The organism is Streptomyces sp. NPDC003023 (assembly GCF_042888225.1).
Classification (GTDB): Bacteria; Actinomycetota; Actinomycetes; order Streptomycetales; family Streptomycetaceae; genus Streptomyces.
In genome coordinates this window covers 85180-102135 of sequence record NZ_JBIAPL010000006.1, presented here as the reverse complement: position 1 = coordinate 102135, position 16956 = coordinate 85180, and the positions used below count along the sequence as shown (strand labels likewise).

At 70.5% G+C, this 16956-nt stretch carries 10 protein-coding genes; 7 read left to right on the top strand and 3 right to left on the bottom strand.

Annotation, left to right across the window (positions count from 1 at the left end):
* The 4 genes from ACFYV1_RS20785 to obgE all read left to right on the top strand — a co-directional run.
* A partial coding sequence (locus ACFYV1_RS20785; RefSeq protein WP_389396992.1) for a ribonuclease E/G occupies positions 1-3751 on the top strand: 3751 nt, incomplete at its 5' end.
* 312 nt (positions 3752-4063) lie between these two features.
* The gene (rplU, locus tag ACFYV1_RS20780) at positions 4064-4384 is read left to right on the top strand and encodes a 50S ribosomal protein L21 (RefSeq protein ID WP_015033583.1); all 321 of its coding nucleotides are present in this window, start codon (positions 4064-4066) and stop codon (positions 4382-4384) included.
* 14 nt (positions 4385-4398) lie between these two features.
* Entirely contained in the window at positions 4399-4653 is a 255-nt protein-coding gene (rpmA, locus tag ACFYV1_RS20775) for a 50S ribosomal protein L27 (protein ID WP_389396991.1), read from the top strand.
* Between the two features lie 119 nt (positions 4654-4772).
* Positions 4773-6209, top strand: a complete 1437-nt coding sequence (gene obgE, locus ACFYV1_RS20770) for a GTPase ObgE (RefSeq protein WP_389396990.1) — start codon at positions 4773-4775, stop codon at positions 6207-6209.
* A gap of 87 nt (positions 6210-6296) precedes the next feature.
* Here obgE and ACFYV1_RS20765 read toward each other — a convergent pair whose 3' ends face one another.
* Positions 6297-7415, bottom strand: a complete 1119-nt coding sequence (locus ACFYV1_RS20765; protein WP_389396989.1) for a hypothetical protein — start codon at positions 7413-7415, stop codon at positions 6297-6299.
* 152 nt (positions 7416-7567) lie between these two features.
* On the opposite strand from ACFYV1_RS20765, the gene ACFYV1_RS20760 reads away from it, so the two are divergent.
* Positions 7568-9193, top strand: coding sequence for a glycosyltransferase family 2 protein (locus ACFYV1_RS20760; protein ID WP_389396988.1), 1626 nt, complete (start codon positions 7568-7570; stop codon positions 9191-9193).
* 122 nt (positions 9194-9315) lie between these two features.
* Here the strand turns inward: ACFYV1_RS20760 and ACFYV1_RS20755 are convergent, their stop codons facing one another.
* Complete coding sequence (locus ACFYV1_RS20755; protein ID WP_389396987.1) at positions 9316-10482, bottom strand: glycosyltransferase family 4 protein; 1167 nt, start codon at positions 10480-10482, stop codon at positions 9316-9318.
* Positions 10482-13370 (bottom strand): CDP-glycerol glycerophosphotransferase family protein, encoded by a 2889-nt coding sequence (locus ACFYV1_RS20750; protein WP_389396986.1) that lies wholly within the window; start codon positions 13368-13370, stop codon positions 10482-10484. The genes ACFYV1_RS20755 and ACFYV1_RS20750 overlap by 1 nt, the downstream gene beginning before the upstream one ends.
* A 315-nt stretch (positions 13371-13685) precedes the next feature.
* Between ACFYV1_RS20750 and galE the strand changes: the two genes are divergently transcribed.
* Both galE and ACFYV1_RS20740 read left to right on the top strand, forming a co-directional pair.
* Positions 13686-14666 carry a UDP-glucose 4-epimerase GalE gene (gene galE / locus ACFYV1_RS20745; protein WP_389396985.1) on the top strand — a complete coding sequence of 327 codons (981 nt, stop codon included), beginning with the start codon at positions 13686-13688 and terminating at the stop codon, positions 14664-14666.
* 232 nt (positions 14667-14898) lie between these two features.
* Positions 14899-16917 (top strand): glycosyltransferase family 4 protein, encoded by a 2019-nt coding sequence (locus ACFYV1_RS20740; RefSeq protein ID WP_389396984.1) that lies wholly within the window; start codon positions 14899-14901, stop codon positions 16915-16917.
* Positions 16918-16956: the final 39 nt, after the last annotated feature.

Below are 16956 nucleotides of genomic sequence, written 5' to 3'. Positions count from 1 at the left end.
CGAGGCCGCTGGTGTCGAGTCCGCTGCTGCTGAGGCGGCTGCGCCGCGTCGGCGTCGTCGGGCTTCTGCTCCGGCGGGTGCGCCGGTCGCTGTGGAGCAGGGCGAGCAGGGTGAGGTCGTGGAGTCGGAGGAGGCGCCCGCGCCCCGCACCCGTCGCCGTGCGACTCGTAAGGCGACGGCTCCGGCCGGTGCGCCGACCGCGGCGGAGACCGTGAGCGACGAGACTGCTCCGGCCCAGCCCGTGGCTGCCGCCGAAGAGGCCCCCGCCGCGGCCGAGACCACTGCCCCGCGCCGCACCCGTCGCCGGGCGTCCGCGCCCGCCGGTGCGCCGAAGGCAGTCGAGACCGAGGTCATCGAGGAGGACGCGGTCGAGGACGAGGCCGTCGAGGCCGACGAGGAGTCCGCCGTGACTGTCGCCGACGAGCCCGAGGCCGCAGCCGCCGTCGAGGAGACCCCCGCGCCTCGCCGCACGCGCCGACGCGCCTCCGCGCCCGCCGGTGCGCCCCGGACCGAGACCGCCGACGAGAGCCGGCCCGCTCAGGCCGAGACCGTCGGGGCCGACGAGGAGCCGGCGCTGCGTGGCCGCCGTCGGGCCGCCCGCAAGGCCGCCGCTCCGGCGGGTGCGCCCCAGGCGGCGGAGGAGGTCACCGCGGAGGCGGGCGAGAGCCTGCCCGAGAGCGCCGTCGCCCAGATCGCCTCCGAAGAGGCCGATGTCGCAGCCGCGGAGAAGGCGGCCACACGGGGCCGTTCGCGGCGCCGCGCGGTCTCGCCGCAGTTCACCGCCCAGCCCGCCGCCCCGGCCGAGGCCGAGCAGGCCCCGGCGCGAGGCGGTCGTGGCGCCCGCCCTGCCGTGCCCACGTTCCAGGCGCCGGTGTTCACCGAGCCGATGTTCCAGACGCCGGAGACCGCGGCCGCCGCGGCCGCCGTCACGCCCCAGTCGGAGCCGCAGGAGGAAGGGGAGTCCGTCGAGGCTCCCGCCTCCGAGCAGACCGGCCGCCGTCGTCGTCGCCGCCGGGGCGAGCCCGCCGAGCCCGTCGAGGCGCCCGTGGCGGAGGCCGCCCCGGTCGAGGCCGCAACGGTCGAGGACGAGGCGGAGCCCGAGCAGGCGGAGGCCGCGGAGGGCGAGGAGCAGGACGAGTACGAGGACCGTCCCTCACGCCGCCGTCGCCGTGGTGGCCGTCGCCGTCGCCGTGGTGAGTCCGCCGACGCGGACGAGTCCGCCGATGAGCGGGCCGAGGACGAGGACGCCGCCGCGGAGGACGCCCAGGACGAGGGCGAGGAAGAGGACGAGGGCGACACGGAGACGCCGTCGGCCGCCGGAACCAGCAGCAGCCGTCGCCGCCGCCGTCGTCGCCGCCGCAGCGGTGACGGTGCCGCGGAGGGCGACGGAGGCGTCGACGACCCGGAGCGCACGGTCGTCAAGGTCCGTGAGCCGCGCAAGAAGGAGGAGCCGAGCGACGAGGTCCAGTCCATCAAGGGCTCGACCCGTCTGGAGGCGAAGAAGCAGCGCCGCCGCGAAGGCCGCGAGCAGGGCCGCCGCCGGGTGCCGATCATCACCGAGGCGGAGTTCCTCGCGCGCCGTGAGGCCGTCGAGCGTGTGATGGTCGTCCGCCAGAGCGGCGAGCGCACCCAGATCGGCGTCCTCGAGGACAACGTGCTCGTCGAGCACTACGTCAACAAGGAGCAGGCCACCAGCTACGTCGGCAACGTCTACCTGGGCAAGGTCCAGAACGTGCTGCCGTCCATGGAGGCCGCGTTCGTCGACATCGGCAAGGGCCGCAACGCGGTCCTGTACGCGGGTGAGGTGAACTTCGAGGCGCTGGGCATGGCCAACGGCCCCCGCCGGATCGAGGCCGCCCTCAAGTCGGGTCAGTCGGTGCTGGTCCAGGTGACCAAGGACCCGATCGGCCACAAGGGCGCCCGGCTCACCAGCCAGGTATCGCTGCCCGGCCGCTACCTGGTCTACGTGCCCGAGGGCTCGATGACCGGCATCAGCCGCAAGCTGCCCGACACCGAGCGCGCGCGTCTGAAGACGATCCTCAAGAAGATCGTCCCCGAGGACGCGGGCGTCATCGTGCGCACCGCGGCTGAGGGTGCGAGCGAGGACGAGCTGCGCCGTGACGTGGAGCGGCTCCAGGCGCAGTGGGAGGACATCCAGAAGAAGGCGAAGAGCGGCAACGCGCCGACGCTGCTCTACGGCGAGCCGGACATGACCGTCCGGGTCGTCCGCGACATCTTCAACGAGGACTTCTCCAAGGTCGTCGTCAGCGGTGACGAGGCATGGGAGACCATCCACGGGTATGTCTCGCACGTCGCGCCCGACCTCGCCGACCGGCTGCAGCGCTGGACCAGCGAGACCGACGTGTTCGCGGTGCACCGGATCGACGAGCAGCTGATGAAGGCGCTGGACCGCAAGGTCTGGCTGCCGAGCGGCGGCTCGCTGGTGATCGACAAGACCGAGGCCATGATCGTGGTCGACGTCAACACCGGAAAGTTCACCGGGCAGGGCGGCAACCTCGAGGAGACCGTCACCAGGAACAACCTGGAGGCGGCCGAGGAGATCGTGCGTCAGCTGCGGCTGCGCGACCTGGGCGGCATCGTCGTCGTCGACTTCATCGACATGGTGCTGGAGTCCAACAGGGACCTGGTCATGCGGCGGCTCCTGGAGTGCCTGGGCCGTGACCGCACCAAGCACCAGGTGGCGGAGGTGACGTCGCTGGGCTTGGTCCAGATGACCCGTAAGCGGGTCGGCCAGGGCCTGCTGGAGTCGTTCTCCGAGACCTGTGTCCACTGCAACGGCCGCGGCGTGATCGTGCACATGGAGCAGCCGTCCACCATCGGCGGTGGCGGCGGCGGCAAGCGTTCGAAGAAGCGCGGTCGCGGCGGTCAGGAGCAGGCGGAGGCCCTGCCGGAGTCCGGCGCTGCCGAGACCGAGACCGAGGCCGAGGTCGCCGCGGAGGTGGCGGCGCCCGTGGCGCTCGCGGAGCCCGAATTCGTACCGGACGAGGAGCTGTACAGCAGCGCCGCGGAAGCGGAGGCGGCGGCCTCGCGCGGCCGTGGCCGTCGCCGGGTCACCCGCAAGGTGTCGGCCCCGGCCGGCGCGCCGAAGCGGGTGGAGCCCGTGGCCGAGCCTGTCGCGGAGCCGCGGGTCGAGGCCCCGGCGCCCGTGGAGGCGGCGGAGCCCGCCGCGCCGGTGGAGGAGACGGCCCCCACGGGTCGTACCCGTCGCCGGGCCACGCGGAAGGCGACCGCTCCGGCGGGCTCGCCGGCGACGTCGGAGCCGACCGTCGTGGAGACGACCGTCGAGACCCCGGCCGAGCCGCGGGTCGAGGCCCCGGCGGCCGTGGAGGCGGCGGAACCCGCCGCTCCGGAGGCGCCTGTCGCGGCACCGCCGCGTGCGCGCCGCCGTGTGACCCGAAAGGTCACGGCTCCCGCGGGCTCGCCCTCGGGCGCGGAGGAGGCCGCGGTCGTCGTGGTCGACGCCGAGCCCAGGTCCGTCGAGCCGGTCGTGGAGCCGAAGGCCGCGGAGTCGACGGTCGCGGAGCCGACGGCCGAGGAGCCGGAGGCCCCGGCGGCCAAGAAGGCGGCCCGCAAGACCGCGAAGAAGGCCACGGCGAAGAAGGCTGCCGCCAAGAAGACGACCGCCAAGAAGACGGCGGCGAAGAAGACGACCGCCAAGAAGCCGTCGAAGAAGACGGTGGCCGCCGAGCAGACGTCGCCGTCGGTCTCGGCGAACACGTCGGAGGACTAGGGTCCTGCGTTCGGCTCGTACGGAGGCGGCTCGCTCCCCGGATTTCCGAGGGGCGGGCCGCCCTTCGTGCGAGCGTCCGCCGGCATGTCGGGCCGCCCGCCGGAGGCGGCCCAGGGCCCCCTTCGGGGGCTGGTTTGACCCGCCGACGGCAGATCCGTAATCTTGTCCATCGGCGTGTCCTTATGCGTCCACCCCTGAGCAATTCCCTCCCGGTCATCGGGAGAGGCCGCTCGTCCATTCGGATCATCCGGGCCCCGGCCCGCGTGAGCGGCTGGCATCAGGGGTTCCGTTCCGAGCGAAAGAGAGATCCGCGTGTACGCCATCGTGCGCAGCGGTGGTCGCCAGCACAAGGTTGCTGTCGGCGACATCGTTGAGGTTGACAAGATTTCCACCGCCAAGGTTGGCGACACGGTCGAGCTCTCGACCCTGCTCGTTGTCGACGGCGACGCCGTGACCAGCGACCCGTGGGTGCTGGCCGGTATCAAGGTCACGGCCGAGGTCGTGGACCACCACAAGGGCGCGAAGATCGACATCCTTCGCTACAAGAACAAGACCGGCTACCGCCGCCGCCAGGGTCACCGTCAGCAGTACACGGCGATCAAGGTCACCGGCATCCCCGCGGCTGCGAAGTAAGGGACTGAGGAGAGATGGCACACAAGAAGGGCGCATCGTCCACCCGGAACGGTCGCGACTCGAATGCCCAGCGGCTCGGCGTGAAGCGCTTCGGCGGTCAGGTCGTGCTCGCCGGTGAGATCCTGGTCCGCCAGCGCGGTACCCACTTCCACCCCGGTTCCGGCGTCGGCCGTGGCGGCGACGACACGCTGTTCGCGCTGCAGCCGGGTGCGGTGGAGTTCGGCACCCACCGTGGCCGCAAGGTCGTGAACATCGTTCCGGTCGCCTGACCGGAAGTTCTCGCGAGGGGCGGACCTCACTTCCCGTACGGGAAGCGGGTCCGCCTTTCGTGTGTTGAGAGACAGACATTTACGTACGTACGTCACACCGTCTTACTGGAGGCACTTCCATGACCACCTTCGTGGACCGCGTCGAGCTGCATCTCGCCGCGGGTAACGGGGGCCACGGCTGCGCCTCCGTACACCGGGAGAAGTTCAAGCCCCTCGGTGGGCCCGACGGCGGCAACGGCGGCCGTGGCGGCGACGTGATCCTGGTCGTCGACCAGTCCGTCACCACGCTCCTCGACTACCACCACAGCCCGCACCGCAAGGCCACCAACGGCAAGCCCGGTGAGGGCGGCAACCGTTCCGGCAAGGACGGCCAGGACCTGGTCCTGTCCGTTCCGGACGGCACCGTGGTCCTCGACAAGCAGGGCAACGTGCTCGCCGACCTCGTCGGCCAGGGGACCACGTTCGTCGCCGCTGAGGGCGGCCGTGGAGGTCTCGGCAACGCGGCGCTCGCGTCCGCTCGCCGCAAGGCCCCCGGATTCGCGCTGCTCGGCGTGCCCGGACAGGCCGGCGACGTCGTGCTGGAGCTCAAGACCGTCGCGGACGTCGCGCTCGTGGGCTACCCGAGCGCCGGCAAGTCGTCGCTGATCTCCGTGCTCAGCGCCGCCAAGCCGAAGATCGCGGACTACCCCTTCACCACGCTCGTCCCGAACCTGGGTGTGGTCACCGCGGGCTCGACCGTGTACACCATCGCGGACGTTCCGGGACTGATCCCGGGCGCCAGCCAGGGCCGTGGTCTCGGCCTTGAGTTCCTGCGGCACGTGGAGCGCTGCTCGGTGCTGGTGCACGTCCTCGACACCGCGACGCTGGAGTCCGACCGTGACCCGGTGTCCGACCTCGACGTCATCGAGGAGGAGCTGCGTCAGTACGGCGGGCTCGACGACCGGCCCCGCATCGTCGTCCTCAACAAGGTCGACATCCCCGACGGCCAGGACCTCGCCGACATGATCCGCCCGGACCTCGAGGCGCGCGGCTACCGGGTGCTCGAGGTGTCCGCCGTGGCGCACAAGGGCCTGAAGGAGCTGTCCTTCGCCCTGGCCGAGATCGTCTCCGAGGCGCGGGCGGCCAAGCCCGCGGAGGAGGCGACCCGGATCGTCATCCGCCCGAAGGCGGTCGACGACGCCGGCTTCACGGTCAAGCAGGAGGAGGACGGCCTCTTCCGGGTGCGCGGCGAGAAGCCGGAGCGTTGGGTGCGCCAGACGGACTTCACCAACGACGAGGCCGTCGGCTATCTCGCCGACCGTCTCAACCGCCTCGGCGTCGAGGACGCGCTGATGAAGGCGGGCGCCCGCGCCGGCGACGGTGTGGCCATCGGCCCGGAGGACAACGCGGTTGTCTTCGACTGGGAGCCGACGGTTATGGCGGGTGCGGAAATGCTGGGCCGCCGCGGTGAGGACCACCGCTTCGAGGCTCCGCGTCCGGCGGCGCAGCGGCGGCGGGACCGCGATGCGGAGCGTGACGAGGCACTGCAGGAGTTCGAGGGCTTCGACCCCTTCTAGGACCCGCTCCGGTGCGTGCGGCGTGTGTCACCCGAAGACGATCAGGTGGCACACGCGGCCGTCTGCGGGCTCACTGGCGCCGTCCCCTCACTTCTGTTCCGGCCCGCCCGGTGGGTGTGCCCGGCGGTGGCGCCTGACGAGCGTGAGCACACCGGTGAGGAGAAGGAGGGCCGCGGCGGCCGCGGCCGCGAGCAGTACGCGGAGACCCGAGTCCTTCTGGTACCACTCGGCTTCGAGCACGGTGCCGTCGGGGCCGACGACCTCCAGCGTGAGCGGCCGCGAGTTGTTCTCCGGCTCGGGGTCGTGCGCGGGTCTGGTGATCGAGACGCGGCCCTCGGCCCCAGGGACCCACTTGTCGATGCGGACACGGAGCAGGGAGGGGTCGTACGTCCCCGTGCACACCAGGTGGCGAGGGTCCTCGGGCCGCTCCGGCGCGCAGAAGCTGACGTTCGGGTCGAGGTCCGCCGGACGGGTCATGAGCGACGTTCCCTCCGGAAGCTCGATCCTGATCTTGACCGGCGAGGTGTAGCGACGCGGCGCGGTTCCCGAGACGTAGGCACGAGCCTCCTGCCCCACCGCACCGCGGAGCGTCACGCCCTTGACCGCCAGGTCCTCGCCGAGGCCGTAGCCGGCGCTCCTGAACCGGACGCAGCACGGAGCGTAGACCTGGGGGTGCTGGATGCGACCGGCATCGCCGATGGTGATCGGGGAGAACCCCAGCGCCGGCCCGGTGCCCCGGTCGAACGCGGTGCGGTAGTCCTCGGTGTGCCACCACGGCTGGTCGAGCGGGGCGAACCAGTAACTGTATGTGCCGTCCACCTCGCAGCAATGGCTGTTCAGCGCGCGGAACGGGGCATCGGTCTCGTACGCGTGGCCCGGCTCGGCCGTACCTTCCAGCTCGCAGTAGGCGGTGCGCCGGCTGGAGTCGTGGAAACAGTTGGAGAAGGTCGTGGGCAAGGTGAGCCGCTCATGGTCGGACCGGACGGTGATCTTCATGAGAACACCGCTCACCGACGTCTTCCGGGTGTTGACGAAGGCCGGAGTGATGCTGGGCGGCCGTCCCTTTTCGGACTTCTGCACCTCGATTCGGCCATGCTGGTAGAGCCCGTTCAGCACGGGCACGGCCTCGTCTGCCGCGGCCGACGCGGCCAGGCCGAGAACGGCCGTGAGGACGATGACCATCAGCGTGGCCGCTCTGCGTGGCATTTCCGTGTTCCCCCTGCTCGGCCGCACCACTTCGCCGGTGCGGTCACCGAAGGGCTGACTCGCGGTAACGCCCGATGGTTGTGCCGACGGGCCGCCCGACGCCAGGTGTCCGGGCGGAAACCGGGCCCTGTCGTTCCCGTTAAAATCATGGAGTGAGCACTGGACTCGGCGATCTTGCCCGTATTGACTCCCCTCCCGTCGAGGGAGGGGTCTGCGTCGTGGTCATCGCTTACAACGACGCGGAACTCGTCGGCGAGGCCGTGCGCTCGGCGCTCGACCAGGGTCCCGCCGTCACGGAGGTCGTCGCCGTCGACGACAGGTCCGACGACGGGACGGGCCGAGTGCTCGACGGGCTGGCCCGCCTGCACCCCCGCCTGCGCGTGATTCACCGTGCGGAGAACAGTGGCGGGTGCGGCAGCCCTCGTAACGACGGAATAGCCGCCGCCACTGCCCCCTATGTGATGTTCCTGGACAGCGACGACGTGCTCCCCGACGGTGCCGTCGGGGCGCTGCTGACCGCAGCCCGGACCCACCGGGCTCCGGTCACGGTCGGTAACTGCGTGCGCCGTGAGCTGCCCCAGGGGCTGGATGTGCGCTGGCAGTCCGGACTGTACGAGGCGGCGGACGTGGTCGAGTCCCCCGAGGACCGTCCCGAGATGCTCCGCGACACCCTCTGTGTCAACAAGTTGTACTCCCGCGCCTTTCTGCAGGAGCACGCGATCCGCTTCCCCGAGGGCCGCTTCGTCTACGAGGACTTCGTCTTCACCGCGCGGGTGATGGCGGCCGGGCCCCGGGTCGCCGTGATCCCCGACCTGGTGTATGTGTGGCACGTTCGTCGCGCGGCCGCCCAGGTGTCGATCTCCCTCGACCGGGCCGCCGTGACCAACTGGCAGGCGCGGATCGCGGCCCACCGCACGGCGGTGGAGACGTTCCTCGAGGCCGGCTCCAAAACCCTCGCGACCGCCTGCCGGGTCAAGTTCCTCGACTACGACCTGCGGATGTACGTACGGGAGCTGGGCCGCCGCGGCGCGGACTACCGCACGGCCTGGTGGGACGCCACGCGTGAGTACCTCGCCGGTTTCGACGCCGGAGAGATCGCCGCAGCGGGCACACCGGCTCGCTGGATCACCCGGGTGATCCAGGCCGCCGACGCCCCCCGCGACGTGGAGCGGCTGGGGCAACTGGCCGGCGAGCCGGCGCGTCTGCTCCCTCCCTACGCTCTGGCCGACGGCGCCGCCGTGTGGGCGGACGACCTGCCGTCGGCCGCGCTCGACGGCGCGCTGACGGGGCCCGCGGCCGAACTGCCGGTCCTGGCGGACGCCCGTGTGGTCCGGCGTTCGCACCGTGAGCTGCTGCTCACGGTGCACGACATGTACGGGCGGCTCCGCGCGGCGCTGCCGCGCTCCGCGGAGGTGGAGTTCTTCCTCCGCGGAGGGGACCGCCCCACCCTGACCCGTGACGTCGAGCTGACCGACGAGGGTACGTTCTGGTCGGCCCGGGTCGCCGGACTCGACTCGATGGTGCGTACCGTCGGCCGGCAGGGCAGGAGAGGCATCCAGAGCTGGGACATCAGGCTCCGGCTGCGCTTCGAGGACGGCTCGTCCCTGGCGACTTCGCTGAGGATGCTGGACGGCATGCAGCGCAGGCTCGTGCCCAGTGCGCGGCACGGCGTGCTGCTGGTGCAGTCGCATGCCACGGCGAGCGGCTCTCTGGCACTCAGGGTGGCGTCGGGCATGCACGGGGCCCTGGACATCGCACGGGCCAGATCGCGGCGTTGACGAAGCCGGCGTTGACGGAGCGGGTGTCGACGACGTCGGTGCCGGCGACGCGAACGACGACAACGTGAAGGGGGCCACCGACAGCCGGTGGCCCCCTTCCGTGTGTTCTTCTCCCGCCGCTGCTAGCGCTGCAGGAAGGCGAAGAGATCCTCCCAGCGCTTCACGATCTCCGTGGTGGAGTAGCGCTGGATCTCACGCCGCGCCCGCTCGCCCATCCGGTCGCGCAGCTCCTTGTCGCCGATCAGCGTGGCGAGCCGCCGTGCGAACTCGGTGGTGTTGCCGGGAGGCGCGAGGAGGCCGTCCTCGCCGTCCGAGATGATCTCGCGCACGCCGGGAGCGATGTCGAAGGCCACACAGGGCACCGCGGTCGCCATCGCCTCCATCAGCGCGAGCGGGAAGCCCTCGCCGCGTGAGGAGAGCGCGAACAGCGAGCTCTCCCGCAGGGCGCCGGGCACGTCGCTGGTGCGCCCCATCCATTCGACGGACGTACTCAGCCCGAGCTGCGCGCTCTGCTTCTTGAGAGCGGCCTCCTCCTCGCCGGAACCGTAGATCCGCAGTGTCCAGTCCGGGTGCAGCGGAGCGACCTCGGCCCAGGCGTCGAGCAGCAGGTCGACGCCCTTCTCCTCGTGCAGACGGCCGATGCTGACCACGGTCTTCGCGGAGCGGTCGGAGGGGACTTCCGGGAAGAAGGGCAGCGGGTTGGGCATGGAGCCGGCGTTGTTGAGGTTCTGGCCGATCCACAGGTCGGCGTCCTCGCGGGTCAGCGCGAGCATCCGGTCCACGTTCTTGTACAGCCGCTTGACGCGCTGGAACCGGGACGACTTGCGGCATGTCTCGAACGACTCGTGGCTCATGCCGATCACGGTCAGGCCGGAGGTGTCGGCGAGCGCGACCCATTCCATCGCCCAGACCTGGGTGACGATGACGACGGCCCCGGGCCGGGCGGCCCGGAACATCGCGGTGAGCTTGGCCGCCTGGACACGCATCGCCGCGTCGCGCAGATACCGGCGCCGGCGCTGGACGAGGTTGAGCTTGCCCTTGATGCCGTGCACGGACTTGACCGTGGGCGGGTGCTCGTCGTACAGCGTGGTGGTGCGGTAGGGCAGGTCGGCGCCGAGTTCGGCCCGCCGGCCGTCGGGCGCGGGCGTCACACCGACGACGTTGACGCTGTGGCCGCGCTCGCTGAACAGACGGGCGATCTGGTGGGACCAGCTGGTGATGCCGCCCAGTTCGTCGACGCTGTTCGACACCAGGAAGATGTCTCGCGGTTCCGTGGTGTGGTTGCTCATCAACGGCTCCAGTCGGCGAAGAACTGATCGACGATGCTCTGCGAGGCGGTGCCCAGGTCGTATTCACCGAACTCCGCGACGAACCGGCGACGTGCTTCGGCGTACTTGGGTGTCTGCGCCTCCAGCGACCGGAGGGCGTCGTGGAACTCGTCCTCGGTGCGGAAGACGGGGCCCGGGGCGTGCTCGAGCAGGTCGAAGTAGGTTCCTCGGCCCTCGTGCACGTAGGCGTCGTAGTCGTACGTGAAGAAGAGCATCGGCCGGTCGAGCACCGCGTAGTCGAACATCACGGAGGAGTAGTCCGTGACCAGCGCGTCGGCGAGCTCCATCAGCGGAGTCACGTCCTGGTAGGTGGACACGTTGATGACCTTGCCGCGCACGGTGGGAGGCAGCACCACGTGGTTGAGGTAGTGGGCGCGCACCAGCAGCACGTAGCGGTCGCCGAACTCCTCCGCGAAACGGTCCACGTCGAACGGCAGCTCGAACCGGCTGTGCCGGCCGCGCCCCGTCGTGCGGAACGTCGGGGCGTAGAGCAGCACGGTCTTGTCGGCGGGGATGCCCAGTTCCTCCGCGAGCGGGCCGCGTGCGCGGGATCCGGCCGCGGCCTCGGCGTCGCGGGCCCGGACGAGTACGTCGTTACGGGGGTAGCCCACCCGCAGCAGCGTCTTCTCCTTCAGCCGGAACGCCTTGGCCAGGGTGCGGACGTCGTGCTCCGACCGCACGAGGAAGTGGTCGAAGCGGTCGAGGGTCCGCTGCTGGGCCTCCTGCTGCTGGCGCGGCAGTGCCTTCTGCGACGGCTGGTCGAAGCCCATCTTCTTCAGCGCGGAGCCGTGCCAGGTCTGGATGTACGTCGTCTCGGGCCGCTTGACAAGCTTGAGCGGGTAACTCTGGTTGTCCACCCAGAACTCGGCGCGCGCCAGTGCCTTGAGGTAGGGCAGGGACCAGCGCCGCACCAGGGTGGCGTCCTTGGGAAAGTCCTTCGGGCTGCCGGCGTAGGACCAGATCGCCTCGAAGTCCAGCCCCCGGGCGACCATCTCCTCGTAGATGGCACGCGGGCTGTCGCTGTACTGCTTGCCGAGGTGGCTCTCGAAGACGACGGTGCGCTTCTTGACGGGCAGCCTGCTGTAGACCTCGTGGTACATCCGCAGCTTGCTCTGGTCGGACGTGAGGTTCTTGCGGAGTTGCTTCGCCTTGCGGTAGCCCGCCTTGGCCAGCTTGCCCGGCTTGCCGCGCACCCCTCGGCGGATCAGTTCCTCGACCCGCTCGCTGTGCCGGCGATCGGACAGGAGACGGAACGCCAGGTGTCCCTTGGCGGTCGCGTGCGCCTCGATGTGGTCGGCCACCAGCCGGGTCAGGCGGGGGCGTACGGTCAGCGCCCCGCCGGACAGGTCGGTGTCGTCGACGGTGAGCCGGGTGGTGGTGCGCGCACCGTCCACGTCCAGCATCAGCCGCACGTCCCAGACCGTGTCGATGATGCCGAGCGGCCTGAGCCGGGCACTGATGTCGGCCTCGGCCTCCCAGCGGACGCTCTCGCCCTCGTGGTGCAGCGCACGCACGGGGAACGTGTACGACTGCAGGCTGCGGCGCCTGGCCCGGAACTCCAGCTCGCCCTTGAGCTGCGCACCGGCCGGGATGATTCCCAGGGGGTTGGTGATCCGGCCCGCCATGCCCACGGTGCCGTCGGACTCGGAGAACGAGGTGAGGACGTTGCGCAGGTAGAGCTGGTTGATCGCCTTCTGGTGGTATCCGACGTCGGTGACGTCCAGCACACCGCGGGAGAACTCGTCGTCGAGGTGCTCCGCGCACCAGTAGATGCGGCCGTCCAGCTCGGCCAGCGGGGAGGAGACCTTGTCGCGGTGGATCAGCGTGTCGACCGCCGGCAGCAGGTTCTTCCAGTCGCCCTGCTGCAGCAGATGCGCGCAGATCGCCTGGATCGGCAGGACCCGTCCGTAGGCCTCGTGGTTCAGGCTTTCGAGGTACTCCCGGGAGAGCTCGGCGAATTCCGCGCGGTACGACTCGCCGCGGAAGGGCAGGTCGCGCAGGTGCAGTACGAGATCGTGCTTCAGGAACTTGACGTCCTTGGCGAGCTTGATCTCCGCGAGGCCGCGCTCTTCCAGCAGGGCGTCGATACGGCGGTGGATCTCGAGCCGGTGGGTGTAGTTGGTCATCTCGTGCCGGCGGTTGGTCACCGACTTGACCGCGGCCTGCTCGTGGACGTGCCAGAAGTAGACCTCGTTGGGGATCAGCGTGATGCGATTCGCGGCGAGGTAGGCCTCCGCGATGAACATCAGGTCCTCGTAGAACATCCCCTTGGGGAAGCGCAGGTCGTTGTCGACGAGGAAGTCGCGGCGGTAGCACTTGTTCGTCGAGAGGGTGTCCCAGACGAACAGGTCCGGCAGTTCGGTGACCGAGTTCAACGTGCGGGTGGTCGAGTAGAGCCAGGCGTACCAGGCGTCGCGCTTCTTGTTGCGACTGTCCTGGTGGAGACGCACACAGAGCCCGGAGACCATGTCGGCCTCCGTCTCGTCCGCGGCCGCGACCATGTTGCGGCAGGCGTTGACCTCGAGGACGTCGTCGCTGTCGAGGAACATGACGTAGCGGCCACGGGCATGCCCGATACCGACGTTGCGGGGCTCGCCGCCCGCGCCGCTGTTTTCGGGGAGCTGGTACGCGCGGACCCGGTCGGGGTGGGCGGCCGCCAGTTCTTGCGCGACTTCGAAGGTGCGGTCACTGCTGAAGTCGTCGACGATCACGACTTCGACGCTCTGCAGGGTCTGGTCCAACACCGACCGAACGGCCGTCGGGAGACGCTCGGCGTCGTTGTAGGCGATGACGACCACGGAGACGTCAGGCACTGGCACCTCGATCCACTTGTCTTCCTTAAGGCACATCAAAGCTACCTCGAATTCATGACCGGTTCCGCCGTCGCCCCTGGGGGCACGCGGTCGGTCGTTCCACGATCGTTACGTGTGGCCGGGGGCCGAGCGGACTGCCGGGAGTTGTCGCCGGCGGTCGCCATCAGACGGACCGACGGGGCAAAGCAGGGAATTGTGCCAGACTTTTCGCACTGGTCCCCTCCGTGCCGGGTCCGGCCGGGGGTGAGCTCCCGCACAGGCCGGGGGCCGACGCCCCGCGGGAGGCGCGGGTACCGGGCGACGGCTGCCGTGACCGGAGACCGGGTTTGCGGGGTCTCCTAGAATGGCCCGATGACGTGGATGATCACAGGCGGTGCCGGCTACATCGGTTCTCACGTGGTGAAGGCCCTGACCGAGGGCGGGGAGCGGGTGGTCGTCCTCGACGACCTCAGCACCGGTGACCCGGCCAGGCTGCCGGCCGGCGTGCCGCTCGAGCGCGGATCCGTGCTGGACCGGGAGCGGGTCGACCGTGTGCTGAAGGACCACGCGGTCGAGGGCATTGTCCATGTGGCGGCGAAGAAGCAGGTCGGCGAGTCGGTCGAGCGTCCGCTCCACTACTACCGGGAGAACGTCACAGGGCTCCAGACCCTGCTGGAGGCCGCCGCGGAGGCGGGCGTTCGCCGCTTCCTGTTCTCCTCCTCGGCGGCGGTCTACGGAATGCCCGACGTCGACCTGGTCACGGAGCGGACCGAGTGCGCCCCGATGAGTCCGTACGGGGAGACCAAGCTCGCCGGTGAATGGCTGGTGCGTGCGGCAGGCCGGGCACACGGCATGGCCACCGCGTCGCTCCGGTACTTCAACGTGGCCGGTGCCGCCTCGGCGGAGCTCGGCGACCCCGGGATCTTCAACCTTGTGCCCATGGTGTTCGAGCGGCTGGACCAGGGCAAGGCTCCGCTGATCTTCGGCGACGACTACGCGACGCCGGACGGCACCTGCGTACGTGACTACATCCATGTCGAGGACATCGCGTCCGCGCACGTCGCGGCGGCCCGGCGGCTCGCGGCGGACGCCTCCGCGGAACTGGTCCTGAACATCGGCCGCGGTGAGGGGGTCTCCGTCGCCGAGATGGTGGACCTCATCTGCGAGATCAGTGGTCACCAGGACATCGCTGCCGAGACGGCGCCCCGCCGCCCGGGGGATCCGGCCAGGGTGGTGGCCTCCGCCGATCTGATCCGCAAGGAACTGGGCTGGAGCGCACGGTACGACGTGCGGGAGATGATCGCCTCCGCCTGGCAGGGCTGGCGCCTGCGGCACCCCGACCCCAAGGGCTGAGGCCGCGCCCACCCCCTGCGGGACCCGCCCCTGGTCCTGACCCGTGAGCCCGTGCCCGGTCGTCGCTCGACGCGACGACCGGGCACGGGCTTGTTCGTGCGGCGGGCCTGGGAGCCCCCTCGCTTCCCGGCGGCCTTCGTTCACTCGGAATGTGACGATCTTTCGCCCAGTGGGTGAAACCGGGCATACGGTGAACCTGTTTTCGAGGGTCCAGGTGAACAGAGGGGCGCCGATGAAGATCTCCTTCCTCATCCACACCGTCTACGGCATCGGCGGCACCATCCGCACGACGCTGAACCTGGCGGAGGAACTGGCCAATCGCCATGAGGTCGAGATCGTCTCGGTCTTCCGGCACCGCGACGACTCCGCGTTCGCCCTGGACCCGCGGCTGACGGTGGTGCCCCTGGTCGACACCCGTGAGGGCAGCGCCGACCGTCAGGAGCCGCTGTTCGCCGAGCCCGCCGTCGTGTTTCCGCGCGCCGAGGCCCGCTACAAGGAGTACAGCCGGCTCGTCGACGAGCGGGTACGCGAGCACTACGCCGCGTCCGACGCCGACGTCGTCATCGGTACCCGCCCCGGACTCGTCGCCTACGTCGCACGGTTCGCTCCGGCTACCGCCGTCCGCGTCGGGCAGGAGCACATGACGCACAACCACCACAGGGCGGCGCTGCGCGAGGAGATGTACGAACACCTCGACGCCGTCGACGCGTTCGTCACGGTCTCCGAAGGGGACGCGAAGGTGTGGCGGGAGAGGATGCCGCTGCCGGGCACCCGTGTGCTGTCGATCCCCAACAGCGTCCCCGAGCCGTCCGTCGCGCTCTCCGACGGCACCGGCAGGACCGTTGTGGCGGCCGGGCGGCTGTCCGCGGAGAAGCAGTACGAGGTGCTGGTCGACGCCTTCGCCGAGGTGGTCGGGCGGCGGCCCGGCTGGTCGCTGCGGATCTACGGCTCCGGCGACCGGCGCGACAGTCTGCGCGCCCGTATCGACCGGCTCGGCCTGTACAACGAGATCCATCTGATGGGGGCCAGGTCCCCGATCGAGCCGGAGTGGGCGAAGGGTGCCATCGCCGCGTCGGCGTCACGCCACGAGTCCTTCGGGATGACCGTCGTGGAGGCGATGCGGTGCGGCGTGCCGGTGGTGAGCACCGACTGCGACTACGGGCCCCGCGAGATCATCGAGGACGGTGTGGACGGGCTGCTCGTCCCGGTGGGTGACGTGCGGGCGCTCGCACAGGCCCTGCTGCGGCTGATCGACGACGAGGACCTGCGCCGCCGTATGGCCGGGGCGGCCGTGCGCAACGCGCGCCGCTTCGACCCGGGCGTGGTCACCAAGCAGTACGAGGCGCTCTTCGACGAGCTCGCCGCGGAGGCCGCGCAGCGCGTGCGCGTCCCCGGGGTGACGCCGGTCGCGGACTGCACCGCCGCCCCGGACGGTTCGCTGGAAGTGACTCTGGTGGCGCCGCTGCCGTCGGGTTTCGGGAGCGGAGCGCGGCTGGTGTGCGCTGCCACCGGCTCCCGCACTCGGATCCGTGCGTTCGACTTCGACGCGGCGGGCTCGGCGAGGGTCCCGGCGGACGAGGTCTTCACCGAGGGCGTGTGGAACGTGTACGTGGAGCTGGCCGCCGGTGTCCGGGGCAGGGTCGTCGCCCGCGTCGTCGATCAACGCGGCGCGCTGCACGCCGCGGAGCGCCTGGTCCCGGGCGGTGGTGTGCGCAATCTCGTCCCGTACGAGGACAAGGCCAAGGGCGGTGCGCTGATGCTGCGAGCCTGGCACCGGCCGGTGCACGCCGAGGCCGCGGACGTCCAGGTCGACGGCACGAGGGTCACTCTCGAGGGCAGCATGCTCGGGACGGCGGCGGTGCACGGCGATCCGACCCTGGTGCTGCGCCGCCGCGGCACTCCCGCGGACGAGGTCCTGTTCCCGGGCGAGCGGGTCGGCGTCGACGGTTTCCGTTTCACCTTCGACTCCGCGGTGCCCGCCGCCTCGCAGACGACCCCGCACGACGTGTGGGACGCGTTCGTGCGCTGCGCACCGGGTGCCGGACCGGTCAGGATCGGCCGGGTGCTGGACGATGTGGTGATGAAGCAGGGGATCTATGTGTACCCCCACACAGTGATGGCGAAGAGGCGTCAGGAAAACGTGGCCCGTGCCGCGATAAAGCGGGTACTGGGCAGGCCTCGCAAGAAGATCCGTGTGCGTGTCTTCTACACGGCCTCCAATGACCTCGCACTCAATGTGGTGGATCTGTAACCGATAATTTGTCCTAGTAGTGAATGTTTCGTCCCGCCT